The organism is Ectothiorhodospira sp. PHS-1 (assembly GCF_000225005.1).
Taxonomy (GTDB): Bacteria; Pseudomonadota; Gammaproteobacteria; order Ectothiorhodospirales; family Ectothiorhodospiraceae; genus Ectothiorhodospira.
This window is the reverse complement of the sequence record NZ_AGBG01000034.1, coordinates 1-24,013: the sequence shown is the minus strand read 5'-3', so window position 1 is coordinate 24,013 and position 24,013 is coordinate 1. Positions and strand designations below refer to the sequence as shown.

The 24,013-nt window shown below is 63.6% G+C and carries 26 protein-coding genes and 1 tRNA gene; 6 read left to right on the top strand and 21 right to left on the bottom strand.

Annotated elements, in window-relative coordinates:
* Positions 1-234 precede the first annotated feature (234 nt).
* From ECTPHS_RS12125 to ECTPHS_RS12090, 8 genes are all read right to left on the bottom strand, one after another.
* Positions 235-325 (bottom strand) — tRNA-Ser (locus ECTPHS_RS12125).
* A gap of 117 nt (positions 326-442) precedes the next feature.
* Positions 443-628, bottom strand: a complete 186-nt coding sequence (csrA, locus tag ECTPHS_RS12120; RefSeq protein ID WP_040405939.1) for a carbon storage regulator CsrA — start codon at positions 626-628, stop codon at positions 443-445.
* 156 nt (positions 629-784) lie between these two features.
* Complete coding sequence (locus ECTPHS_RS12115; protein ID WP_008933043.1) at positions 785-2,014, bottom strand: aspartate kinase; 1,230 nt, start codon at positions 2,012-2,014, stop codon at positions 785-787.
* Between the two features lie 92 nt (positions 2,015-2,106).
* Positions 2,107-4,725 carry an alanine--tRNA ligase gene (alaS, locus tag ECTPHS_RS12110; protein WP_008933042.1) on the bottom strand — a complete coding sequence of 873 codons (2,619 nt, stop codon included), beginning with the start codon at positions 4,723-4,725 and terminating at the stop codon, positions 2,107-2,109.
* Entirely contained in the window at positions 4,722-5,195 is a 474-nt protein-coding gene (locus tag ECTPHS_RS12105; protein WP_008933041.1) for a regulatory protein RecX, read from the bottom strand. Before ECTPHS_RS12105 ends, alaS begins: the two co-directional genes overlap by 4 nt.
* Positions 5,167-6,204 (bottom strand): recombinase RecA, encoded by a 1,038-nt coding sequence (gene recA, locus ECTPHS_RS12100; RefSeq protein WP_040405946.1) that lies wholly within the window; start codon positions 6,202-6,204, stop codon positions 5,167-5,169. Before recA ends, ECTPHS_RS12105 begins: the two co-directional genes overlap by 29 nt.
* A gap of 103 nt (positions 6,205-6,307) precedes the next feature.
* Complete coding sequence (locus ECTPHS_RS12095; protein ID WP_008933039.1) at positions 6,308-6,802, bottom strand: CinA family protein; 495 nt, start codon at positions 6,800-6,802, stop codon at positions 6,308-6,310.
* Positions 6,802-7,098 carry a PilZ domain-containing protein gene (locus ECTPHS_RS12090; RefSeq protein ID WP_008933038.1) on the bottom strand — a complete coding sequence of 99 codons (297 nt, stop codon included), beginning with the start codon at positions 7,096-7,098 and terminating at the stop codon, positions 6,802-6,804. The genes ECTPHS_RS12095 and ECTPHS_RS12090 overlap by 1 nt, the downstream gene beginning before the upstream one ends.
* A gap of 149 nt (positions 7,099-7,247) precedes the next feature.
* Here ECTPHS_RS12090 and ECTPHS_RS12085 point away from each other — a divergent pair, with 149 nt between their 5' ends.
* The gene (locus ECTPHS_RS12085; RefSeq protein WP_008933037.1) at positions 7,248-7,940 is read left to right on the top strand and encodes a protein-L-isoaspartate(D-aspartate) O-methyltransferase; all 693 of its coding nucleotides are present in this window, start codon (positions 7,248-7,250) and stop codon (positions 7,938-7,940) included.
* A gap of 25 nt (positions 7,941-7,965) precedes the next feature.
* Here the strand turns inward: ECTPHS_RS12085 and ECTPHS_RS12080 are convergent, their stop codons facing one another.
* A complete protein-coding gene (locus ECTPHS_RS12080; protein ID WP_008933036.1) occupies positions 7,966-8,400 on the bottom strand; it encodes a host attachment protein in 435 nt (144 codons plus the stop codon).
* A 180-nt stretch (positions 8,401-8,580) separates the two neighbouring features.
* On the opposite strand from ECTPHS_RS12080, the gene mutS reads away from it, so the two are divergent.
* Together mutS and fdxA are read left to right on the top strand one after the other, a co-directional pair.
* Complete coding sequence (gene mutS, locus ECTPHS_RS12075; protein WP_008933035.1) at positions 8,581-11,193, top strand: DNA mismatch repair protein MutS; 2,613 nt, start codon at positions 8,581-8,583, stop codon at positions 11,191-11,193.
* A gap of 101 nt (positions 11,194-11,294) precedes the next feature.
* Positions 11,295-11,618 carry a ferredoxin FdxA gene (gene fdxA / locus ECTPHS_RS12070; protein ID WP_008933034.1) on the top strand — a complete coding sequence of 108 codons (324 nt, stop codon included), beginning with the start codon at positions 11,295-11,297 and terminating at the stop codon, positions 11,616-11,618.
* A 14-nt stretch (positions 11,619-11,632) separates the two neighbouring features.
* Here the strand turns inward: fdxA and ispF are convergent, their stop codons facing one another.
* The 11 genes from ispF to ECTPHS_RS12015 all read right to left on the bottom strand — a co-directional run bounded on the left by ispF (position 11,633) and on the right by ECTPHS_RS12015 (position 20,312).
* Positions 11,633-12,112, bottom strand: a complete 480-nt coding sequence (gene ispF / locus ECTPHS_RS12065; RefSeq protein ID WP_008933033.1) for a 2-C-methyl-D-erythritol 2,4-cyclodiphosphate synthase — start codon at positions 12,110-12,112, stop codon at positions 11,633-11,635.
* A gap of 100 nt (positions 12,113-12,212) precedes the next feature.
* The gene (gene ispD / locus ECTPHS_RS12060; RefSeq protein ID WP_040405936.1) at positions 12,213-12,911 is read right to left on the bottom strand and encodes a 2-C-methyl-D-erythritol 4-phosphate cytidylyltransferase; all 699 of its coding nucleotides are present in this window, start codon (positions 12,909-12,911) and stop codon (positions 12,213-12,215) included.
* On the bottom strand, positions 12,908-13,201 hold the full coding sequence (gene ftsB, locus ECTPHS_RS12055) for a cell division protein FtsB (protein ID WP_008933031.1): 294 nt from the start codon (positions 13,199-13,201) through the stop codon (positions 12,908-12,910). The genes ispD and ftsB overlap by 4 nt, the downstream gene beginning before the upstream one ends.
* Before the next feature lie 101 nt (positions 13,202-13,302).
* Entirely contained in the window at positions 13,303-14,583 is a 1,281-nt protein-coding gene (gene eno, locus ECTPHS_RS12050) for a phosphopyruvate hydratase (protein ID WP_008933030.1), read from the bottom strand.
* A 20-nt stretch (positions 14,584-14,603) separates the two neighbouring features.
* Positions 14,604-15,443 carry a 3-deoxy-8-phosphooctulonate synthase gene (gene kdsA, locus ECTPHS_RS12045; RefSeq protein WP_008933029.1) on the bottom strand — a complete coding sequence of 280 codons (840 nt, stop codon included), beginning with the start codon at positions 15,441-15,443 and terminating at the stop codon, positions 14,604-14,606.
* Positions 15,440-17,092, bottom strand: coding sequence for a CTP synthase (locus tag ECTPHS_RS12040; protein ID WP_008933028.1), 1,653 nt, complete (start codon positions 17,090-17,092; stop codon positions 15,440-15,442). Before ECTPHS_RS12040 ends, kdsA begins: the two co-directional genes overlap by 4 nt.
* Before the next feature lie 116 nt (positions 17,093-17,208).
* On the bottom strand, positions 17,209-17,973 hold the full coding sequence (locus ECTPHS_RS14845; RefSeq protein ID WP_168044669.1) for an energy transducer TonB: 765 nt from the start codon (positions 17,971-17,973) through the stop codon (positions 17,209-17,211).
* The gene (locus ECTPHS_RS12030; RefSeq protein ID WP_008933026.1) at positions 17,973-18,398 is read right to left on the bottom strand and encodes a biopolymer transporter ExbD; all 426 of its coding nucleotides are present in this window, start codon (positions 18,396-18,398) and stop codon (positions 17,973-17,975) included. Before ECTPHS_RS12030 ends, ECTPHS_RS14845 begins: the two co-directional genes overlap by 1 nt.
* 6 nt (positions 18,399-18,404) lie before the next feature.
* Positions 18,405-18,800 carry a biopolymer transporter ExbD gene (locus ECTPHS_RS12025; protein ID WP_008933025.1) on the bottom strand — a complete coding sequence of 132 codons (396 nt, stop codon included), beginning with the start codon at positions 18,798-18,800 and terminating at the stop codon, positions 18,405-18,407.
* Positions 18,790-19,485 (bottom strand): MotA/TolQ/ExbB proton channel family protein, encoded by a 696-nt coding sequence (locus ECTPHS_RS12020; protein WP_050814265.1) that lies wholly within the window; start codon positions 19,483-19,485, stop codon positions 18,790-18,792. The genes ECTPHS_RS12025 and ECTPHS_RS12020 overlap by 11 nt, the downstream gene beginning before the upstream one ends.
* A 284-nt stretch (positions 19,486-19,769) precedes the next feature.
* Positions 19,770-20,312 carry a flavodoxin gene (locus ECTPHS_RS12015; RefSeq protein ID WP_008933023.1) on the bottom strand — a complete coding sequence of 181 codons (543 nt, stop codon included), beginning with the start codon at positions 20,310-20,312 and terminating at the stop codon, positions 19,770-19,772.
* 51 nt (positions 20,313-20,363) lie between these two features.
* Here ECTPHS_RS12015 and ECTPHS_RS14645 point away from each other — a divergent pair, with 51 nt between their 5' ends.
* Entirely contained in the window at positions 20,364-20,630 is a 267-nt protein-coding gene (locus tag ECTPHS_RS14645; RefSeq protein ID WP_141565353.1) for a hypothetical protein, read from the top strand.
* Positions 20,631-20,652: 22 nt separating this feature from the next.
* Here ECTPHS_RS14645 and ECTPHS_RS12010 read toward each other — a convergent pair whose 3' ends face one another.
* A complete protein-coding gene (locus ECTPHS_RS12010; protein WP_008933022.1) occupies positions 20,653-22,977 on the bottom strand; it encodes a Tex family protein in 2,325 nt (774 codons plus the stop codon).
* A gap of 395 nt (positions 22,978-23,372) precedes the next feature.
* Here ECTPHS_RS12010 and pufA point away from each other — a divergent pair, with 395 nt between their 5' ends.
* Positions 23,373-23,558, top strand: coding sequence for a light-harvesting antenna LH1, alpha subunit (gene pufA / locus ECTPHS_RS12005; RefSeq protein ID WP_008933021.1), 186 nt, complete (start codon positions 23,373-23,375; stop codon positions 23,556-23,558).
* 15 nt (positions 23,559-23,573) lie between these two features.
* Positions 23,574-23,711, top strand: a complete 138-nt coding sequence (gene pufB, locus ECTPHS_RS12000) for a light-harvesting antenna LH1, beta subunit (RefSeq protein ID WP_008933020.1) — start codon at positions 23,574-23,576, stop codon at positions 23,709-23,711.
* Positions 23,712-24,013 lie beyond the last annotated feature (302 nt).

The window sequence follows — 24,013 nt, the reverse complement described above, 5'->3', positions numbered from 1 at the left end:
GGGGATACCCCAGGGTCAGAGGCCTGGACGAGGGTCATCAGGAGGCACTTTTAGATCCATTCCGGATGAAATACCGCTCCTATCGTGGAACTGCCCCGTGGAGGGTGAGGGACTGCCAGCAGCTCGCCCAGTTGGTTCCCGTAAAAGCCAATGCGCAAGTGTGGGTCAAAGTGTGGGCTATCGGATGCCTGGAATGCAAAAAGCCCCTGAAATCAGGGGCTTTTTCATATCATATGGCGGAGAGAGAGGGATTCGAACCCTCGATGGGCTTTTGACCCATACTCCCTTAGCAGGGGAGCGCCTTCGACCACTCGGCCATCTCTCCGGAACATTGCTTGATTTGCAGATCCAGCTTAGCTTGCCGTCATGCATCCATAACATCGACGGCAAGCCAATATGTTACCCAAATGATGAGCTTACGTAAAGTACCTGAAGATAAAAATCAGGCGTTACCCTCGGTTTCCTGCTCGCGCTGGATGCGCTCGTAAATCTCTTCACGATGCACGGCAACATCCTTGGGCGCATTGATACCTACACGTACCTGGTTGCCCTTCACGCCCAAAACCGTGACCGTGACTTCGTCACCGATCATGAGGGTTTCACCTACCCTTCGAGTCAAAATAAGCATATTCCTTTCTCCAGACTGGATTCAATCACCTTGTGTTTTATAGTCCGGACTCTGCGGCCCGGTATTTGACCGGCTTGATGCCGATTCTTGCCTGCAAGGGCGAACCCGATCCAGGCCCGCCCATCAGGGCACCCGCACTCTCTTGCGGGCGCCTGATCACTTGCCGGACTGGGCATGCTCCAACTCGAAGGCATCATGCAGGGCACGCACACCCAGTTCCAGATACTTTTCATCCACCACCACGGAAATCTTGATCTCGGAGGTGGAGATCATGCGAATGTTGATCCCCTCGGCCGCCAGGGCTTCGAACATCTTGCTGGCGATGCCGGCATGAGACCGCATGCCAACGCCGACAATGGAGATCTTGACGATCTTGTCATCGCCGGTCACCTGACGGGCACCCAAGGCCTCGGCACGGGAACGGACGATCCCGAGAGCCTTTTCAAAATCATTGCGGTGGACGGTAAAAGTAAAGTCTGTGGTGCCGTCGGCTCCCACGTTCTGGACGATCATGTCCACTTCGATGTTGGCATCCGCCACGGCACCCAGCAGTCGATAGGCCACACCGGGCTGATCGGGCACACCGGCAACGGTCAACTGGGCTTCGTTCTGGTTAAAGGCGATCCCGGAAATGAGCGCCTGCTCCATGCTCTCTTCCTCAAAAGTAATGAGCGTGCCTTCCCCTTCCTGAAAGGAGGATAGAACACGCAACGGTACATTGTATTTGCCGGCGAATTCGACGGCGCGTATCTGCAGAACCTTGGACCCCAGGCTGGCCATTTCCAGCATCTCCTCGAAGGTGATGCGGCTCAGCCGCCGGGCCTTGGGAACGACGCGGGGATCAGTGGTATAGACCCCGTCCACATCGGTGAAGATCTGGCATTCATCGGCCTTGAGGGCCGCGGCCAGCGCCACCGCAGTGGTGTCGGAACCGCCACGCCCCAGGGTGGTGATGTTGCCCAGTTCATCCACTCCCTGGAATCCGGCCACCACCACCACCTTGCCGTCGGCCAGATCGCGTCGAACACGGGCACCGTCGATGTCACGGATACGGGCCTTGTTATGGGCGCTGTCGGTGAGGATCTGGACTTGGGCGCCGGTATAGGAACGGGCCGGGCATCCCTTGGCTTCCAGGGCCATGGCCAGCAGGGCGATGGTGACCTGCTCGCCGGTGGAGAGCAGAACATCCAGCTCGCGACCATCAATGTTGGAGCGAATGCTTCTGGCCAGTCCCAGCAGCCGGTCGGTCTCGCCACTCATGGCGGAGACCACCACCACCACTTCATGCCCCTGCCGACGCGCCGCCATGACCTTATCGGCCACGTTCTGAATGCGCTCAACGCTGCCGACCGAGGTACCGCCGTATTTTTGGACGATTAAAGACATATTCTTTTACTTGGATATAGGCTTGTCATTAGACAATACTGCCTTGCCATGTGGAAGAACCGTTCATCGAACACCGGGTACCACCCATGCATTCAAAGACGGGCCTGGACCCATTCCGTGACCGAGGCGAGGGCTTGATCCAGCCCTTCGGGTCGGGTACCCCCGGCCATGGCCATGTCCGGACGACCGCCGCCGCGACCGCCCACCTGCTGAGCCACCTGATTCACCAGCTCGCCGGCCTTGATACTGCCGACATGCCCCTTGGTGACTCCCGCCACCAGGCTGACCTTGTCGTCCTGCACGGTGGCAAGCACGATCACCGCCTCGCCCAGCTTGTTCTTGAGCTGATCCACGGTATCCCGCAGGGACTTGGGATCCGCACCGTCCAGACGCGCGGCCAGGACCTTGACGCCGTTGATCTCCACGGCCTGATCGGACAGGCTGGAACCGGCCTGGGAGGCCAGTCTGGCCTTGATGGCCTCCAGCTCCTTTTCCAGGGCCCGGGCCCGGTCCAGCATCTGATGTACCTTGTCCGCCAGGTCGCCGCGACTGGCCCGCAGCAATTCCGCCGCACGGGAGAGCTGCTGCTCGGTTTCGCCGACATACTGGAGCGCATTTTCCCCGGTCACCGCCTCGATCCGACGGACACCCGAGGCCACCCCCCCTTCGGAGATGATCTTGAATACTCCGATGTCGCCGGTGCGCTGCACATGGAGGCCGCCACACAGTTCGGTGGAGAAACCGCCCAGGGAAAGCACCCGCACCTCGTCGCCATATTTTTCGCCGAACAGGGCCATGGCACCGGCGGCCAGGGCCTCCTTGATGGGCATGATGCGCGCTTCCGCCGCCACGTTGGCTCGAATGGCGCGGTTGACCATGGCCTCCAGACGCTCGATCTGATCCTGGGTCACGGGTTCGAAGTGAGAGAAGTCGAACCGCAGCCGGTCCGGTGCCACCAGGGAGCCCTTCTGCTGCACATGCTCCCCGAGGACTTCCCGCAGGGCGGCATGCAGCAGGTGGGTGGCGGAATGGTTCAGGACCACGGCCTGACGGCGGTCCTCGTTGACCCGGGTATGGACCGGATCACCCGTCTTCAGACATCCCCGCAACATCAGTCCGTGGTGAATGAAGACCCCGCCCTGCTTGACGGTGTCGGTGACCTGGAACTCGCCCTCGGGACCCTCGATCACGCCGGTATCGCCCACCTGGCCACCGGACTCGGCATAGAAGGGCGTGGTGTCCAGCACCACACTGCCCTCTTCAGATTCATTGAGGGTTTCACAGCCCAGCCGATCAGGGCCGGCGGCCAGGCGCACTACCCGGGCGTCGCCGGCCACGGCCTCGTAACCGACGAAGTCCGAATCCGCCACCCCCACGGCCATGGCGCCGGCATCGGCCATCTTGAAGGTGCTGGCGGCACGGGCGCGGTCGCGCTGCTGTTCCATTTCGTGCTCGAACCCGGCCATGTCCAGTTCCAGACCCTTTTCCCGGGCGATGTCGCCGGTCAGGTCCACCGGGAAGCCGTAGGTGTCGTAAAGCTTGAATACCAGTCCGCCGGGGATGGTCTTGTCGGCAATGCGGCCGAGGCCTTCCTCCAGATGCTTGAGGCCGTGCTCCAGGGTTTCCTGAAAACGCTGTTCCTCCAGCAACAGGACCTGTTCCACCTGGGCCTGAGCCTTCACCAGTTCCGGGTAGGCATCCCCCATCACCTCCACCAGCGGGGCAACCAGCTTGTGGAAGAAGGGTTCGCTCAGACCCAGTTTGTGGCCGTGACGGGCGGCCCGGCGAATGATCCGGCGCAGTACATAGCCTCTGCCATCATTGGCGGGCATCACGCCGTCGGTGATCAGGAAGCTGCAGGAGCGGATGTGGTCGGCGATAACCTTGAAGGACGGGGCATGGGTATCGTCGGTCCCCACCAGGCGCCCGACCGCCGCCAGCAGGTGCTGGAACAGGTCGATCTCATAGTTGGAATGCACGCCCTGCATCACCGCCGCCAGGCGTTCCAGCCCCATGCCGGTGTCCACCGAGGGCTTGGGCAGAGGGTTGAGGTTGCCGTCCTTGTCCCGGTCATACTGCATGAAGACCAGGTTCCAGATCTCGATGTAGCGGTCGCCGTCCTCCTCGGGGGAACCGGGCGGACCGCCCCAGACATGGGGACCGTGATCATAGAAGATTTCAGTGCAGGGACCGCAGGGACCGGTGTCCCCCATCTGCCAGAAATTATCGGAACCACCACCGGGCTTGTCGCCGATGCGGGTGATGCGATTGAGGGGAATGCCGATCTCCCGGGTCCAGATGTCGTAGGCCTCGTCATCGGTCTGGTAGACCGTGACCCACAGGCGCTCGGCCGGCATCTTCAGGACGACGGTGAGGTATTCCCAGGCATAGTGGATGGCGTCACGCTTGAAGTAGTCGCCGAAGCTGAAGTTGCCCAACATCTCGAAGAAGGTATGATGACGGGCGGTGTAACCGACGTTTTCCAGGTCGTTGTGCTTGCCACCGGCCCGCACGCAGCGCTGGGAGGTGGTGGCGCGACCGTAGGGGCGATGCTCGCGCCCCAGGAACACATCCTTGAACTGGACCATCCCCGCGTTGGTGAACAACAGGGTGGGATCGTTGCCGGGCACCAGCGGACTCGAGGAGACGATTTCATGTCCCTTGGAGCGGAAGTACTCGAGGAAACTGCTTCGTATGTCGGCGCTTTTCATGTCTTGTCTTCGTCGGTCATGACACGGCGTATGATGTCCGTGGGGAATCCTCGATATTGCAAAAACCGCATCTGCTTGCTGCGTTCCCGGTAATCAGCGGGAAGCACCGGGCCAAAACGGCGTAACCGGACATCGTGGGCCAGGGCTTCCCAGTCGGCCTCCGCCTCATCCAGGGCGGCCTGCACCAGGGAGTCGGCAACACCCCGTTGCCGCAGGTCCGCACGGATACGCGTCGGGCCGTGACCCTGCCCGACGCGATGCCTGACGAAACTTTCCGTGAAACGGACGTCGCTGAGCAGACCCCGGGATTCCAGCCGGTCCAGGGCGACCTCGACGGCGGCCTGCTCAAGGCCCCGTTCCATCAGTTTGGACCGCAGTTCACCACGCGAGTGCTCCCGACGGGCCAGCAGGCGAACGGCCGCATCGTCCGCCGACTCGGCGTCAGTCTTCTGCCGGGACTTCAGGCTCACTCTCTACCACGCCACCACGCTTGGGCAGATACTTTTCCCGGATCTGGGCCTCGATGTCGGCGGCAATCTCCGGGCGTTCCTTGAGGAAGTTGCGAGCATTGTCCTTGCCCTGCCCGATGCGCTCGCCCTTGTAACTGTACCAGGCGCCCGCCTTGTCCACGATGCCGTCCTTGACGCCCATGTCGATCACTTCGCCCAGGCGGGAGATGCCCTCGCCATAGAGGATCTCGAAATTGGCTTCCCTGAACGGCGGGGCCATCTTGTTCTTGACCACCTTGACCCGAGTCTCGTTGCCGATCATCTCGTCGCCCTTCTTGATGGCACCGGTACGGCGGATGTCCAGTCGCACGGAAGAATAGAACTTGAGGGCGTTGCCGCCGGTGGTGGTTTCCGGGTTGCCGAACATGACGCCGATCTTCATGCGGATCTGGTTGATGAAGATCACCAGGGTGTTGGAACGCTTGATGTTGGCCGTGAGTTTGCGCAGGGCCTGGGACATGAGTCGGGCCTGCAGACCCACATGAGCATCCCCCATCTCGCCTTCGATCTCAGCCTTGGGGGTCAGGGCAGCCACGGAGTCCACCACCACCACGTCCACGGCGCCGGAACGCACCAGCATGTCGGCGATCTCCAGGGCCTGCTCGCCGGTATCCGGCTGGGACACCAGCAGGTTATCCACGTCCACGCCCAGCTTCTCGGCATAGGTGGGGTCCAGGGCGTGCTCGGCATCCACGAAGGCCGCGGTGCCGCCCTGCTTCTGACACTCGGCGATCACCTGCAGAGTCAGGGTCGTCTTGCCCGAGGACTCCGGGCCGAAGATTTCCACCACCCGCCCCTTGGGCAGGCCGCCGATGCCCAGCGCGATATCCAGCGCCAGGGAACCGGTGGAGATCACCGCCACGTCGCGCACGGCGGTGGAATCCCCCATGCGCATGACGGCGCCCTTACCGAACTGACGCTCGATCTGACCCAGTGCCGCGGATAGTGCCTTCTTGCGATTCTCGTCCACTTCAAAACCCCTTTTGATCATCCATGAATTCGCCTGCGGGGGCTCCGCCCCGTGGTAAACGCGGGATTATCCCATACATGGCCGCTTTCTTGCCAATTCACAATCAAAAACAATGGATCGCACCCGTCAGGGCCAGGGCGACCGCCTGACGACGGATGGCCTCGCGATCACCTGCCAGGGAATGATGCCGGGCCTGCACATCCCGCCCTGGCCGTGCCCAGGCCAGCCAAATCGTACCCACCGGCTTGTCCGGCACCCCCCCTCCAGGACCGGCGATACCGCTGACGGCAATGGCCAGACTGGCATCACTGTGGTCCAGTGCACCGATGGCCATGGCCGTCACCGTCTGTTCGCTGACCGCGCCGAACGCCTCGATCAGAGCGGGATCCACCCCCAACTGGCGAATCTTCGCCCCGTTGCTGTAGGTAACGAAACCCCGGTCGAACCAGGCCGACGAACCGGGCAGGTCCGTAACGATCTTGGCAATCCAGCCACCGGTACAGGATTCCGCCAGCACCAGTGTCTCGCCATGACTCCGCAACTGCTCCCCCAGTCGGCGAGCCAGCGCTTCCAGTTCGGCGTCGGATGGAACCATCATCACAGCATGCGCAGGATCCTGGCGGCCACCAGGTAACCCCCGCCTTCTGCTTCCACGCGATGCACTTCCGCTTCCGCCCTGAAGGGCAGGACGGCGGAGCGTCCGGCGGGATCAATGGCGACGGTGAGCAGCGTGCCCACGGGCAGCGTGACATTGAGGTGAAAGGACAGACCAATGGCGCTCAGATCCCGCCCCAGTCCCTGATGCTCCCGGCCGGTGGCCTGCTCCGTTATCTTCATGGGATGGTCCAGTTGCAGACGCTGGAAGTCCCGTTTTTCATCAAAATCCAGGCTCATCTACTCCCCCCGCGATGGGTCGGTCATCAGCACGTGACTTGCATGACTGTCGGATATGACCTTTTCAGAAGGATTCGTCAACCCCCAGCTATCACGAGCAGCGAAGTTGGGCTAGCCTCAATCCATCCACCAGCGACGGGAAAATCGCCATGGCATCCTCCCCTTCAGGACAAACCGAGACGCAAAAACTGCTCGCGGAGATCCGTGCCGATTATGCGGCCACCGCCAGCACCACCGGCCTTTCCACGCCCGATCCCGCGGTCCTGGCGGCCATCGAACGGGTGCCCAGGGATCGGTTCGTGCCGGCCGGCGGCCGTTCCCATGCCTGGGATAACACGGCACTGTCCATCGGCCACCGGCAGACCATTTCCCAGCCCTTCGTCGTGGCCCTGATGACGGACCTGCTGGCGCTTCGGCCTGGCGCGAGGGTGCTTGAAGTGGGAACCGGCTGCGGCTATCAAACGGCCATTCTGGCAGAGCTATCTGTGGATGTATACAGCATTGAGGTCATCCCCGAACTGGCCCGCACGGCACGGGAACGACTCCATGCCCTGGGCTACAGCAGCAGGGTCCACACCCGCACCGGAGACGGTCATGCCGGCTGGCCGGAGGCGGCACCGTTCAACGGCATCATCGTCACCGCCGCCGCCGAGCGCATGCCACAGACCCTGGTGGACCAGCTTACGGTCGGAGGACGCATGGTGATTCCGCTGGATACCGGCTGGGATGCACAGATGCTGGTGGTGGGAGAGAAACAGGAGGGTGGCGAACTGGACACGCGGCGTGTGCTGGCGGTGCGGTTTGTACCGCTGGTGAAGGGGAAAGAGGAAGGGACGGGTTGAATCCCCATCCCTTCCCATGGCCACCTCAGAGGAACTGGGGCAGCTGTCGGCGGATATCCATGGGATCATGGGTGGTGAGGTTCTTGTCGATCTCGCCGGCGACGGACTTCTGGGTGACCGCATCCATGCAGTTTCTCAGCGCGCCCAGGAATGCCGGCGCGGCAATGATGTAGAGCTTGCTGAACTGCCCCGTGGCCCGAGCGTTGTTCAAGCGGTCGCACAGGGTGCGGGCAAAGCGCAGTGCCTCGTGTTTTTTCGGCGGTGTCTCCTTGCCCATGGCGTGGCGTCCGTCGCCGGCACTGTCGAACGCCCTCCCCATGCGGTCCGACTGCAGGTCCTGCTCATGCAAGCGGGCCTCAGGATGCGTCAGATCTTCCACCTCCACCAGGGGACTGAAAGACTTTTCGGCGCTGAATACTCTGGCCCGACTCGCATCCGCAACAATGACCCATGTTGTCATACACGAACCTCCTATCTGCATTGCAAGGAAATGCCGGAACCCGGTCCGGCGGTGAACGACTCACCGTCTGTAAAATTCCCTGACGCTTTCGTTAAGCTTAGACGATTTCCGCCCGAGAGGTTCCCATGAGCCGGTCATGGTAATCTTCGCCGCTTGAATAATGGATGCAACAGACGATTGATGACCACCAGCGACCTGTCCTCCCACACCCCGATGATGCAGCAGTACCTCAAGATCAAGGCCGATCACCCGGATATCCTGCTGTTCTACCGCATGGGCGACTTCTACGAACTGTTCTTTCAGGACGCCACCCGGGCCGCCCGCCTGCTGGACATCACCCTCACCCGCCGCGGCCAGTCCGCCGGGGAGCCCATCCCCATGGCCGGCGTCCCGGTGCACGCGGCGGAGTCCTATCTGGCCCGCCTGCTGAGACTGGGCGAGTCGGTGGCCATCTGCGAGCAGGTGGGAGACCCCGCGGCCGCCAAGGGGCCGGTGGAGCGCAAGGTGGTGCGGATCGTCACGCCCGGCACCGTCACCGACGAGGCCCTGCTGGAGGAGCGTCGGGAAAATCTGCTGGTCTGCCTCAAGGCCCGGGGTGAACAGACCGGGCTAGCCATCCTGGATCTGGCATCGGGTCGCTTCCAGGTCCAGGAACTCAAGGGCGAGGAACCCCTGCAGGGGGAACTGGAACGGCTACAACCCGCCGAGATCCTGATCCCCGAAGACATGCGCCTGCCGGGTCCGGAACGGGGCGGTGTCAAACGCCGTGCCCCCTGGCACTTCGAGACCGAGGCCGCCCGCACCCTGCTCACTCGCCAGTTCGGCACCCGGGACCTGGCCGGGTTCGGCTGCGATCACATGCCCCTGGCCATCGGCGCCGCCGGCGCCCTGCTGCAATATGCCCAGGAGACCCAGAAGACCGCCCTGCCCCATATCGACGGCCTGAGCGTACAGCGTCGGGACGACGGTATCATCCTGGACGCGGCCACCCGCCGGAACCTGGAACTGACCACCAACCTGTCCGGCGGACGCGACAATACCCTGGCCCACGTCCTGGATCAGGCCGCCACCGCCATGGGCAGCCGCCTGCTGGCCCGCTGGCTGCACCAGCCCCTGCGGGATCGCCGGATCCTCAAGGGACGCCACGGTGCCATCAGCGCCCTGCTGGATACCCGGGCCTTCGAGCAGATCCAGCCTCAGTTAAGGGGCATCGGCGATCTGGAACGGATCCTCACCCGAATCGCCCTGGGCTCCGCCCGCCCCCGGGACCTGACCACCCTGAGGGACTCCCTGGCCGAACTGCCCGCCCTGCAGCAGACCCTGCACCCGCTGCGAGCGGTGAGACTGCGGGAGCTGGCCGAGGGCATCGGCGAGCACCCGCGGGTGGTGGATCTGCTGCGCCGGGCGGTGATCGATCAGCCGCCGGTCCTCATCCGCGACGGCGGGGTGATCGCCCAGGGTTACGATGCCGAACTGGACGAGCTACGCGCCCTGTCGGAAAACGCCGATCAGTTCCTGCTGGACCTGGAGCAACGGGAACGGGAACGCACCGGCATCCATAATCTCAAGGTGGCCTACAACCGGGTGCATGGCTATTACATCGAGATCAGCCGCGGCCAGTCGGATCGGGCCCCGGACGATTACACCCGGCGACAGACCCTCAAGGGGGCGGAGCGCTTCATCACCCCGGAGCTCAAGCGCTTCGAAGACAAGGTCCTCTCCGCCAGGGAACGCGCCCTGGCGCGGGAAAAGCAACTTTATGAAGCCCTGCTGACCCAACTCCACGCTCCCCTGCCCGACCTGCGCCGCAGCGCCGAGGCCCTGGCGGAACTGGATGTCCTGGCCAATCTGGCGGAACGGGCGGACAGCCTGGATCTCACCGCACCGGAGCTGACCGATCAGCCGGGTGTGCGCATCGAGGACGGGCGCCATCCGGTGGTGGAGCGGGTGCTGGACGAACCCTTCGTCCCCAATGACCTGACGCTGGACCCCAAACGCCGCATGCTGGTGATCACCGGCCCCAACATGGGGGGCAAGTCCACCTACATGCGCCAGGCGGCCCTGATCGTGCTGATGGCCCATGTGGGCAGCTTCGTGCCGGCGCGGCGGGCGCTGATCGGTCCGGTGGACCGGATCTTCACCCGCATCGGCGCCAGTGACGACCTGGCCTCCGGCCGTTCCACCTTCATGGTGGAGATGACCGAGGCGGCCAACATCCTCAATCACGCCACCGAGCACAGCCTGGTGCTGATGGACGAGATCGGCCGAGGCACCAGCACCTTCGACGGCCTGTCCCTGGCCTTTGCCTGCGCCGAGCACCTGGCCACCCGCAACCGGGCCTTCTGTCTGTTCGCCACCCATTATTTCGAACTGACCGCCCTGCCGGACCAGTACCCCACCATTGCCAACGTCCATATCGACGCGGTGGAACACGGTGATCGGATCGTGTTCCTGCACGCGGTCAAGGAAGGGCCGGCGAATCAGAGTTACGGCCTGCACGTGGCCGCCCTGGCGGGCGTCCCCAAGGCGGTGATCCGGCGTGCCCGTCAGCGCCTCAATGCCCTGGAGCAGCAGAGTCTGGCTGGGCCGGGACAGGGCCCGCAAATGAGCCTGTTCGCCGCGCCGCTACCGGAGGCGGAAGCACCCGAGGAGACCATGAAGGACGGCCCCGACACCACCAGCCAGGCCCTGCGCACGGCGGTGGATGAACTGGACCCGGACGGGATGACACCCCGCGAGGCCCTGGTGGCCCTGTACCGGCTCAAGGAACTGGCGGCGCTGCTGCAGGAGTAGCGCCGGCAGAAACCCTGTTTTTCAAGGCGTTTGGCGGAATGTGAATGCCGGGTATGATGCCATCAGGGAAGCGTCACTGATCCAACCCTAGGGAGACACTCATGGCATTCGTCGTTCTTGAGAACTGCATTCGCTGCAAATACACCGACTGCGTGGAGGTCTGCCCCGTGGACTGTTTCCACGAGGGTCCCAACTTTCTGGTGATCGACCCGGACGAGTGCATCGACTGTTCCCTGTGTGAACCCGAGTGTCCGGCACAGGCCATCGTGCCGGAGGACGAGGTGCCCGAGGGTCAGGAACACTTCATCGAGCTCAACGCGGAACTGTCCCGGCAATGGCCGGTGATCACCCGGCGCAAGGACCCCCTGCCGGATGCCGAGTCCTGGAACGGGCAGCCGGACAAGCTCAAGCACCTGGAAAAATAGCAGGCTACGCCGGATTATGCGGACACCAGCATGACCACCGCGTGGGCGGCGATGCCCTCTTCCCGCCCGGCAAACCCCAGTCGCTCGGTGGTGGTCGCCTTCACGTTCACCTGGGCAGGATCGATCTGCAGATCCGCCGCCAGATTGGCCCGCATCTGTTCCACGTGGGGGGACATCTTGGGGGCCTGGGCAACCAGAGTGGCATCCAGATTGCCGACCTGCCAGCCCAAGGCCTGCACCTTGGCCAGAACCTCCCGCAGCAGCACGCGGCTGTCGGCCCCCTTGTAGGCGGGGTCCGTGTCCGGGAAGTGACGGCCGATGTCCCCCAGGGCCGCGGCCCCCAGGATGGCGTCGGAGACGGCATGCATCAGCACATCTCCGTCGGAATGGGCCTTGAAGGCCTTGTGATGAGGCACCTGCACGCCGCCGATGATGAGGTGATCGCCCTCCATGAAGGCATGGACGTCATACCCGTGACCGATACGAAACTTCATTGCCGCTCCTTCTGGTCCGAAGAGAGCCCCCGAGGTGAGACACCCGTGGGGCAGGAAAGAAAGTTCAGGGGAAAGATCCCCCGCTCCCGCATCCGGCAAGTCATCGCCGGGACAGATAGAACTCCGCCAGGGACAGGTCTTCCGGCTGGGTGATCTTGATGTTGCGGGCGCTGCCCTCCACCAGCAGGGGCGCCTGTCCGGCGTGCTCCATGGCCGAGGCTTCGTCGGTCACCAGAAAACCCTCGGCCAGGGCCCGCTCCAGGGCCGCCTCAAGGGCCGCCAGACGAAACATCTGCGGCGTGAAGGCCCGCCACATGGCCCCACGGTCCACGGTGGCGGAAATGCGGCCATCGGGGCCGGCCCGCTTCTTGGTATCCCGTACCGGCGTGGCCAGGATGCCGCCCACCGGATCGTCCCGCAGGGTATCGAGCAACTGATCCAGGTCCCCGTCGCTCAGACAGGGCCGCGCCGCGTCATGGACCAGCACCCAGTCCCGGGGATCGGCGTGGGTCATGAGGGCCTTGAGACCATTGAGCACGGAATGACAGCGCTCGGCGCCACCGTCCACCACCCACAGGGGCTTGTCGGTCCTGATATCCAGATCCCCAAACCAGCCATCATCGGCACTGATCACCAACACCACGCCGCTGATGCGCGGGTGCCGGAAAAAGATGTCCAGGGTATGTTCCAGTACCGTGCGCCCGGCCAGGGGCAGGTACTGCTTGGGACGGTCGGCGCGCATGCGGCTGCCGACACCGGCGGCGGGAATCACCGCCCAGAATCCGGGAGTTTTCGTCATCGTTGTCCGCCAAAGCGGTGGCGATCCACCACCTGGAAAAAGATCTCGTCCTCGGCAATCATTCCCAGTTCCCGTCTGGCCCGTTCCTCGATGGCTTCCAGGCCGGTCTTGAGATCGATCACCTCCGCTTCCAGCGCCTCGTTACGGCCGCGCAGTTCCTGATTCTGCGCCCGCTGGATTTCCAGCTCCTGACGCAACTGCCAGACCTCAACCAGGCTGCCTTCACCGAACCAGAGTTTGTACTGGAGCCCCAGGAACAGTGCCAGCAACAGGGTGATGAGCCATTTCATCCGGGGGAGTCCAGCGCGTAGGGTCGAGGGAAGTCACCATGCCCGGGCCTGGACCACCTTCCCCTACCCGAAGGAAGGCGGGCCAGGCCGGACGCTGTGGATCAACCCAGGCGCTTGAATGCCGCCTTGCCGGCATAGCGGGCGGAAGCCCCCAGCATTTCCTCGATGCGAATCAGCTGGTTGTACTTGGCCACCCGGTCGGAACGGGACAGGGAACCGGTCTTGATCTGACCGGCCCCCGTGGCCACGGACAGGTCGGCGATGGTGACGTCCTCGGTCTCGCCGGAGCGGTGGGAAATCACCGCGGTATAGCCGGCGTCGTGGGCCATGCGGATGGCTTCCAGGGTCTCGGTGAGGGTACCGATCTGGTTGAGCTTGATGAGGATGGAGTTGCCGATCCCCTTGTCGATGCCCTCGCGCAGGATCTCGGTGTTGGTGACGAACAGATCGTCACCCACCAGCTGCACCTGGTCACCCAGACGCTCGGTGAGCAGCTTCCAGCCGTCCCAGTCGCCCTCGTCCATGCCGTCCTCGATGGTGATGATGGGGTACTGCTTCACCCAGTTCGCCAGGAACTCCACCATGCCGGCGGCGTCCAGACGCTTGCCTTCGGAGGCCAGCACGTAGGCGCCGTCCTTGTAGAACTCGGACGCGGCACAGTCCAGCCCCAGGAAGATGTCCTTGCCCGGGGTGAAGCCGGCCTGATGAATGGCCTCCAGAATGGCCTCGATGGCCGCCTCGTTGGAGGGCAGGTCCGGAGCGAAACCGCCCTCGTCACCCACGGCGGTGGACAGGCCGCGGCCATGCAGCACCTTCTTCAGGGCGTGGAAGACCTCGGCGCCGTAGCGGATGGCATCGGCGACGCTGCTAGCGCCCACCGGCAGGATCATGAATTCCTGCATGTCGACGCTGTTGTCGGCATGGGCGCCGCCGTTGATGATGTTCATCATCGGCACCGGCAGCAGGGTGGCCCCCTCACCGCCCAGGTGACGGTACAGGGGCAGGCCGGTGTCGCGGGCATTGGCGTGGGCCAGGGCCATGGACACCGCCAACAGGGCATTGGCGCCCAGGCGACCCTTGTTGGGGGTGCCGTCCAGCTCGATCATGCGCCGGTCGATGGCCTCCTGATCGGAGGCCTTGAGGCCCAGCAGGGCTTCGCGGATCTCGCCGTTCACGTTGGCCACGGCCTTGCGCACGCCCTTGCCCAGGTAGCGCGCGTCACCGTCCCGCAGTTCCAGTGCCTCGCGGGAGCCGGTGGAGGCGCCGGAGGGTACCGCGGCACGTCCCACCGCGCCGGAGCCCAGTTTCACATCGGCTTCGACGGTGGGATTGCCGCGGGAGTCCACCACCTCGCGGGCCAGAATATCAACGATCTCGGTCATGGGTCATGATCCCCTGTTGCTCAATTCAAGAACTGTTGTTCGATAAACCCCTGGGCCTTGACCGCGTCGTCAAGGGCCTTGAGGGTGTTCAGCAATGCCTCCAGATGGGGCAAGGGCCAGGCGTTGGGTCCGTCGGACAGGGCCTTGTCCGGGTCCGGGTGGGTCTCCATGAAAAGACCCGCCACCCCGGAGGCCACGGCGGCCCGTGCCAGGACCGGCACGAATTCCCGCTGGCCACCGGAGCTGGCGCCCCGGCCGCCGGGTTGTTGCACGGAATGGGTGGCATCGAATACCACCGGACACCCGGTCTCCCGCATCACGGCCAGGCCGCGCATGTCGGAAACCAGGGTGTTGTAACCAAAGGACACGCCCCGTTCGCAGACCATGATCTGCGTGTTGCCGGTCTCGCGGGCCTTGTCCACCACGTGTTTCATGTCCCAGGGGGCCAGGAACTGGCCCTTCTTGATGTTCACCGGCAGCCCCTGGGCCGCCACGTTGCGGATGAAGTTGGTCTGGCGGCAGAGAAAGGCCGGGGTCTGCAGCACGTCCACCACGGCGGCCACCTCGGCCAGCGGGGTGTCTTCATGCACGTCGGTCAGCACCGGCACGCCGATCACGCGCTTCACCGTCTCCAGAATCTGCAACCCCTTCTCCAGGCCGGGACCACGAAAGCTTCGACTGGAAGACCGGTTGGCCTTGTCGAAAGAGGACTTGTAGATGAAGGGGATGCCCAGGCGATCGGTCATTTCCTTGAGCAGACCCGCCGTGTCCAGGGCAAGCTGTTCACTCTCGATGACGCAGGGGCCGGAGATCAGGAATACCGGCTGGTCCAGACCCACCTGAAAATGACAGAGTTTCATCGGGGTTCTTCACTCTGGTTGAGCATCTTTTCATGCTGCAGCCGGGCTGCCTTGACGAAACCGGCGAACAGCGGATGGCCATCCCGGGGGGTGGAGGTGAATTCCGGGTGGAACTGACAGGCCAGGAACCAGGGATGGTCGTTCAGCTCCACCATTTCCACCAGCGCCCCGTCCATGGACTTGCCCGAGATCACCAGTCCGGCCGCCTGCAGCGTCTCCAGATACTGGTTGTTGAATTCATAACGGTGACGATGACGCTCACTGATTACCTCGGCACCATAGACGCGCCGGGCCAGGGAATCCGGGGCCAGACGGGCCTGCTGGCCGCCCAGGCGCATGGTACCACCCAGGTCGTCGTCGCCGCTGCGCTGTTCCACCCGGCCTTCCCGATCCTGCCACTCGGTGATCAGGGCGATCACCGGGTGGGGCGTCTCGGGACGGAACTCGGTGCTGTGGGCCTGTTCCAGGCCGGCCACGTTGCGGGCATATTCGATCACCGCCACCTGCATCCCCAGGCAGATGCCCAGGTAAGGCATCTTGTGCTCGCGGGCATGACGCACCGCGGCGATCTTGCCCTCCACACCCCGCTCGCCGAAGCCGCCGGGCACCAGGATGGCATCCACCTCGGCCAGGCAGTCGGTGCCCGCGGTCTCCAGGCGTTCGGAGTCGATATAGCGGATGTTCACCTTGGTGGCGGTGTGGATGCCGGCGTGGGTCAGGGCCTCGTTGAGGGACTTGTAGGACTCGGTGAGTTCCACGTACTTGCCCACCATGCCGATGGTGACCTCGGCCTCGGGAAACTCCATGGCGTTGACCACGTGCTTCCAGTCGGACAGATCCGCCGGCGGGGCCTCCACGTGCAGCTTGCGCAGGACGATCTCGTCCAGCTTCTGGGAATGCAGCCAGAGGGGAATCTTGTAGATGTTGTCCACGTCCACGGAGGAGATGACCGCCTTTTCCTCCACGTTGGTGAACAGGGCGATCTTGCGACGCTCCCCCTCCGGCAGCGGATGGGTGGAACGGCACAGCAGGATATGGGGCTGGATGCCGATGGAACGCAGTTCCTTCACCGAGTGCTGGGTCGGCTTGGTCTTGATCTCGCCGGCGGCGGCGATGTAGGGCACCAGGGTCAGGTGGATGTACAGGACATTCTCGCTGCCCAGTTCCACCCCCATCTGGCGGATGGCTTCCAGAAACGGCAGGGATTCGATGTCGCCCACGGTGCCGCCGATTTCCACCAGGGCGATGTCGGCCCCTTCGGCCCCGGCCCGCACCGAGCGCTTGATCTCGTCGGTGATGTGGGGAATGACCTGCACGGTGCCACCCAGGTAGTCACCCCGACGCTCCTTGCGGATGACGTTCTCGTAGATCTGACCGGTGGTGAAGTTGTTGCGCCGGCTGGTCCTGATGCGCACGAACCGCTCGTAGTGGCCCAGGTCCAGGTCGGTTTCCGCGCCGTCCTCGGTGACGAAGACCTCGCCGTGCTGGAACGGGCTCATGGTGCCGGGGTCCACGTTGATGTAGGGATCCAGCTTGAGCATGGTGACCTTGAGACCACGGGCCTCAAGGATCGTCCCCAGGGAAGCAGCAGCAATGCCTTTACCCAGGGAAGACACCACGCCCCCTGTAATGAACACGTATCGCGTCATGAGATTTTCGTCGGGATTGGAGAATGAGTGCGCCAACGGCGCCGGACGGGAGGAGAGGATACCAGAGGGGGGTATCCCCCCTCAATCACAGCCATGCTGAGCGTGTGAACGGAGACTCAACGCAGATTGAAGGCCACCGGCAGGACCACTTCCAGTCTGTGCTGAGGCAGTTCCGGCGGCATCACGGGCAAGGGTTGCGCCCGCTGCAGCATGCTGGTCACTTCCCGATCCAGCAGCGTGTGCCCGGAACTGCGTTCAATGCTGTGTGACAGCACTTCACCATTTCGGTTCATCACAAAACGCACATAGACCACGCCCTCCTGGCGACGCAGCTGTGCCTGACGGGGATATTCCTTGTGCCGCTCCAGCCAGGCACGCACGACCTGCAGATAATCCTGAGTGGCCGCCGGGTCACCGCCGGCGGCCTGCCCCGCCTGTCGACCCGGCTGGTTGGACGCGCTTTCGCGGGAGTCCTCCCTCGACTGTCCCTGGGGCTCGGCTCGAGGCTGGGCCACGGGAGCAGGCGTGGGCTCGGCCACCGGCTCCGGCTTGGGCTGCGGCCGGGGTTTCGGCTCGGGCGGCCGGGGCTTGGGTTCCGGCTTTGGCGTAGGTTCCGGCTTGGGTTCGGGCTTGGGTTCCGGTTCGGGCCGCGGCCGGGGTTCGGGTTCAGGCTCGGGTTCAGGCACGGACTCGGTGACCGGTTCGGGCTGTCCCGCAGGCTGCCCGGCAGGCCCAAGACCGATCACCACCCCGGCTTCGCCAGGGGCCTGAGCCCCCTCCGTGACCACGTCGTCGCTGCGGGCCAGCCACCAGAACACCGACAGATGCAGTCCCACGGCCAGCGTCAGGGCCAACACCCAGCCCATGCTTCTCAGAGGCATCAACGATCCCCCGCCAGGACCGTCAGCAGGCGCACCTCTTCCACCCCCGCGGCGCGAAGCAGTTCCATCAGGTCCATGAGTTCATCGGTGGAGGCCGCCTGATCCGCCTTGATGCGCACCAGCGGCTCTGCTTTTGCCGGAGCGTCCCGGCGTGCCTCCATCTCCGCCTGCAGGCGTCCTTTCAGGGTATCGGCATCCATCTCCTCATCGTCCAGAGCCAGCCGACCATCCCGGCCCAGTAGCACCAGCCAGCCTTCATCATCGACGCCGGCCTCGTGGCGGGAATCAGGCGCTTCCACTTCAAAGACATCCTGGGCGGTCAGGGCACCGGCCACCATGAAGAAGATCAGCAGCAAAAAGACGATATTGATCAGCGGAATCAAATTTTCTTCCGGAGGCTTGCCGGAATACTCAGGTAACTGCATGGGACCTTACTCCCGTGACAGACGCAAGGACACGGGCTCTGCCTCCCGCACCCGGTCCAGGACATTGACCACGGTCTGCAGGGGAACCTCCCCCGCCGGCTGGACCACCACCGTACGGGCGGGCTCCATGGCCAGTTGCTCACGCAGGGCAATGACCAGCCGCTCCACCGACACCGGTTCACCCGCTAGCCGCAGTTCCCCCCCCGAAAGGATCTGCACCGCCAGGGGCGGCTGGTCCTCAGTGGCGCTGGACTGGGAGGAAGGGGTACTCAGGGTCACCGCGCTCCAGTCCAGAAAGCTGCTGGCCAGCATGAAAAAGATCAGCAGGATGAACACCACGTCGATCAGGGGCGTGAGACTGATGAGCGCCCGTCGACGGGGGGCCGGTGCCTCAATGTGCATCGCCTGCCGCCCGGTCCTTCCAGACCTTGATATGGGCTTTCTGCGCCGACTTGATGGGCGTGGGTTCCTGCTGCCGCTCAGCCGCCGGCGGCGGCAGAGTAAAAACCTGGGTCAGGGCATCCTGCATCCGATGACGAAAACGCTCCACCCAGCGCTCCAGGCCGTTGAGCACCGCCACCACCGGGATGGCCACCGCCAGGCCCACCGCCGTGGTCAGAAGCGCCACCCAGATACCGCCGGAAAGAATGGATGGGTCCACTCGGTTGCCGGCCGCCTCCAGCTGCTGGAAGGCGGCGATCATGCCCAGTACCGTACCCAGCAGACCCAACAGCGGCGCCAGGGTGCCGATCACTTCCAGCATGCGGAACTGACCCCGCAGACGCTCCAGCCAGTTCACTGCCACCCGGGTGGCCTCTTCGCGCACCAACGGTTCGGGACGGGCATTGTCACGCCGCCCCTGGATCGCCACCTCCATCACCCGGGCAGCGGGGCTGCGGCTGCGGGAGAGGGTTTCCAGAGCCGGCTCCACCCGACCGTCGCGCCAGTGTTCCAGGGCCGTCTTCAGACTGCGCTCATCACCCAGCCGCCACCACAGGAACTGACCGATCTTGACCAGGATGATGGTGAGGGCCACCACGGACATGACCAGCAGGATGGCCACCACCGGACCGCCCAGATCGATCATTCCCTGCAGGGCGTGGACGATACCCGTCGTGTCCGCGACATCGGCCTGCGTCACCCCCGTTTCCCCCAGACCGGTATCCACGAGGCCGGATTCCACGGGCGCCTGCCCGGCGGGACCGGATTCGGCAATGCCGGCTTCTGCGGCGTCTGGTGAACTCATGAAACAGCTCCTTGGAGGCTATCCACAATAAGGTTGCGTCAATGGTCGCTCATGTTAGTAGTATTGCAAATCATTATCAACGCTCAGAAATAAAAAGCGCCGGAGCTTCCACTCCGGCGCCGGATTCACGCGGGTAATCCAAACTCCGGAGCGATCTGGGCCAGCCAGGCCTCAAGGTGTTCATCGGTCAACTGGCTCTGATTGTCCTGGTCCAGCACCAGCCCGACGAATTTGCCGTCCACCACGGCCTGGGAAGACTCGAATTCGTAGCCCTCGGTCGGCCAGGCCCCCACCACGCGACCACCACGGCCGGTGACCAGATCATAAAGCTCGATCATGGCATCGACGAATTCGTTGGGATAGCCCACCTGGTCCCCCAGTCCATACAGGGCCACGGTCTTGCCGGTGAAGTCCACCGCTTCCAGGTTGGGCAGGAACTCCTCCCAGCTCTCTTCCTCGCAATCGGCGGACAGACCGGGCAACTGGCCGGAGCCCATGGTGGGCGTGCCGAAGATCAGATAATCATACCCTGCAATCTCATCGGCGCTGGCCTTGTTCACGTTCTGCGGCTTGGCCATGGTCTCATCGTCGTATTTTTTCTTGATCATCTTGGCCACCTTGCGGGTATTGCCGGTGGTGGTGCCGAAAAAGATCCCAATGCGCGCCATGGAAATGCCCTCTTTAAGTGAAGATGACTGATTCGGAACAGCCTTTGCATCATGCAAAGCAAATCCGGTGCCAGCCAGATTGGCTTCCCCGAAAATCGTTTTAACCTGCTGTTTAAAGGGGTTATCAAGCCATCCCGTATCCGTCGTTCTCACCTGCTTTCGTTGTCGACTTTGCGACAAGAAAAGCGCATATACGACAAACCTGAGACCCGGCCTGAACACTCAATCCCGATGGGCTGGACCTCACTCTCCGACGATGACGCAAAAGACACAGCAATAACGCAAGGACTGCAGCAATTCCATCCTGCTACTCCATGAGGGGCGCAGGACCTGCTCCACCCTACTTGCGGCCCACCGCCGCCTTGAGCGCCGCCGCCAGTGCACTTTCCGGCTGGGGTTCGGCACGGGCCGTGTCCCTGCGTCCCTGATTGCCCTTGCGTCCCTGACCACTCCGAGACTCCCGGGTCGGACGGCCGTTCGCCTCCCTTCCCGGCTCATCGTCCAGACGCATGCTCAGGGCAATCCGCTTGCGCTCCAGATCCACCTCCATCACCTTCACCTTGACCACGTCACCGGCCCGCACCACATCCCGCGGATCCTTGATGAAACGGTCCGACAGGGCGGAGATGTGCACCAGCCCGTCCTGATGCACCCCGATATCCACAAAGGCGCCGAAGTTGGCCACGTTGGTCACCGTACCCTCCAGCACCATGCCCGGCTGCAGGTCCTGCAGTCGCTCCACCCCCTCCTTGAAGGCCGCGGTACGGAACTCCGGCCGCGGATCCCGACCCGGCTTGGCCAACTCGGTCAGGATGTCCCGCACCGTGGGCTCGCCAAAGGTCTCGTCCGTGAAGCGGGACGGGTCCAGCCGCTTGAGGAAGGCCTCGTCGCCGATCAGCTCACGCACGTCCCGACCCGTCTCGGCCACGATCCGCCGCACCACCGGATAGGCTTCCGGATGCACCGCAGAGGCATCCAGCGGATCCTTGCCCCGGGGGATGCGCAAAAAGCCCGCCGCCTGTTCGAAAGCCTTGGCCCCCAGGCGGGGCACTTTCTTGAGGGCGGCACGGCTGGCAAAGGCCCCCTGTTCGGTACGAAAGGCCACGATATTCTCCGCCAGCGTGGTACCCAGGCCCGATACCCGGGCCAGCAGGGGCGCGGAGGCGGTGTTCACATCCACCCCCACCGCATTCACGCAGTCCTCCACCACCGCATCCAGCTTGCGGGCCAGCTGAGCCTGATTGACGTCATGCTGATACTGGCCCACGCCGATGGCCTTGGGCTCGATCTTGACCAACTCCGCCAACGGATCCTGCAGACGACGGGCGATGGACACCGCCCCACGCAGGGACACATCCAGATCCGGCAGCTCCGCCGAAGCCAGGGCCGAGGCGGAATAGACCGAGGCGCCCGCCTCGGAAATCACCACCTTGGTCAATCCCAGTTTGGGGTTCAGGCGCATCAGCTCCCCCACCAGGGCGTCCGTCTCCCGGGAATGGGTCCCGTTGCCGATGGCCACCAGATCCACCTGGTGCTTGCGGGCCAGGGCGGAGAGGGTTTCCAGGGTTTCCCGCACCTGATTCCGGGGTGGGAAGGGATAGACCGTGGTCGTCTCCACCACCGCCCCCTGGCCGTTGATCACCGCCACCTTCACCCCGGTGCGCACTCCCGGGTCCAGCCCCATGGTGGTACGGGAACCGGCCGGAGCGGCCAGCAACACATCCTGCAGGTTGGCGCCGAACACCCGGATGGCCTCCTCGTCCGCCAGATCCCTCAGACGTCGCTTGAGGGCCACGTCCAGATGGATGGACAGCTTGGCCCGCCAGGCCAGGCGGGCATGCCGGGCCAGCCAGGCATCCGCCGGCCGCCCCCGATCCGACAGTTGGAAACGCCGGGCAATGGCCGCCTCGCCGGGGGAAGCCACGGTGTCCTCCTCACCCCGGGCCTGGGCCTCGGTCCAGGCCACCTCAAGCCGCAGGCACTCCTCCGCCTGCCCCCGGAACATGGCCAGGGCCCGGTGGGAAGGCACCTGGCTCAAGGGCTCCACGTGATCGAAATAGTCACGGAATCGGGCTCCCTCCTGCTCCTTGCCCGGCACCACCCTGCTGACCAGAAAGCCCCGCTCCCAACCGTGGTTGCGCAGCTCTTCGATCAAGTCCGCTTCCTCGGCGATGCGCTCCATGAAGATGTGCCCCGCCCCGTTCAGGGCATCCTCGACGGTGATCTCCTCGGTGGTGTAACCGGCGGCCACCGCCTCCGGTACCTGGCCGGGGTCCGCCAGCAGGGTATCCAGCAACGGCTCCAGGCCGTTTTCCCGGGCAATCTGGGCCTTGGTGCGGCGCTTTTTGACATAGGGGCGGTACAGATCCTCCAGGCGAGTCTTGGTATCCGCCTCGAAGATGGCCTTGGCCAGGGAGTCGGTGAGCTTGCCCTGCTCCTCAATGGCCTTGAGCACCATCTCCCGGCGGGCATCCAGTTCCCGCAAATACCCCAGACGCTCCTCCAGGCTGCGCAGCTGGGCATCATCCAGGCCGCCGGTGGCCTCCTTGCGGTAACGGGCCACGAACGGCACCGTGGCGCCGCTGTCCAGCAGTTCCACGGTGGCCTTGACCTGATCGGAACGGACGCCCAGTTCCTGGGCGATGCGGTGGGAGATGTCAGTCATGGAATCAACACATCCAGGGAAAGAAGTCGGAATGGGCAGAGGATATCAGCATTGACGGCCTGTTTTTGACCCCGCTCAAGGATTTTGAATGTTTCCAGGTTTTCTCACAGCCCCTCCTGTCTCCCCTACTTGACATCCCATGCTGTCAACGTAGACTGACATCCATGCTCAAATCGGCCGTGTGCCAACGGCAACGGTATCCGGTCGAGATGGAGCAAACAGAGGTTTTCAGGATCGGGCTCACCTCTCCACCTCCGTGGATCGCCGAGTGCCGCATCTGAAAACAGGGTGATGTTTTTAAGCTGACTATTTCCGCGTCAGTGGTTATGTCGGCATCGAGCGGCCTAGTCTTCACGCAAGACTCGGTTTAATCATCTTCAGAGGGCGTTTGAACAATGAGTGAGTACAGACCCAGCAGTCCCAGCAATCCCCGCGACGACTGGAAACTGTGGCTGGTTGTCAATCCCGGCACCTGGCTGATGCCGATCCTGATGGCTGTTCTGGTGGTTGCTCTGGCTGTCCACGCTTTCGTGTACAGCAACGACAACTACAATCCGCTCACCTACACCGTTTCCGAGTAATCGAGGATCTTGATCATGGAAAACAGCATCTCCGGCCTGACCGAAGAACAGGCAAAAGAATTCCACGAGCAGTTCAAGACCACCTTCACCGTGTTCATGGCCCTGGCTGCCGCTGCTCACTTCCTGGTGTACATGTGGAGACCCTTCTACTAAGAAGGACTGCAGGTACGCCGTGCTGAAGCAGCACGAGAGGGGCGGAGGTGAGCATCACCTCCGCCCCTTTTCCATGCCTGATCGTATTGCCTGATTCTCACCTCGCAATATGATGAACTACCACCCCTAAACCGCTTGAGCGGTTGTAGGCATGGTTTCCGGTTTCGATGATCGGTGCGCAGTTGGGCGCTTGCCCTTCTGCGACTGACCCTGATCTCCACCGGCGTAGCCGTCCGGAGACGGCGGTTCGGGGCGCACCGCCCCTACCTGTTGATGGGATTTGCACTGACCGATCACCGTTG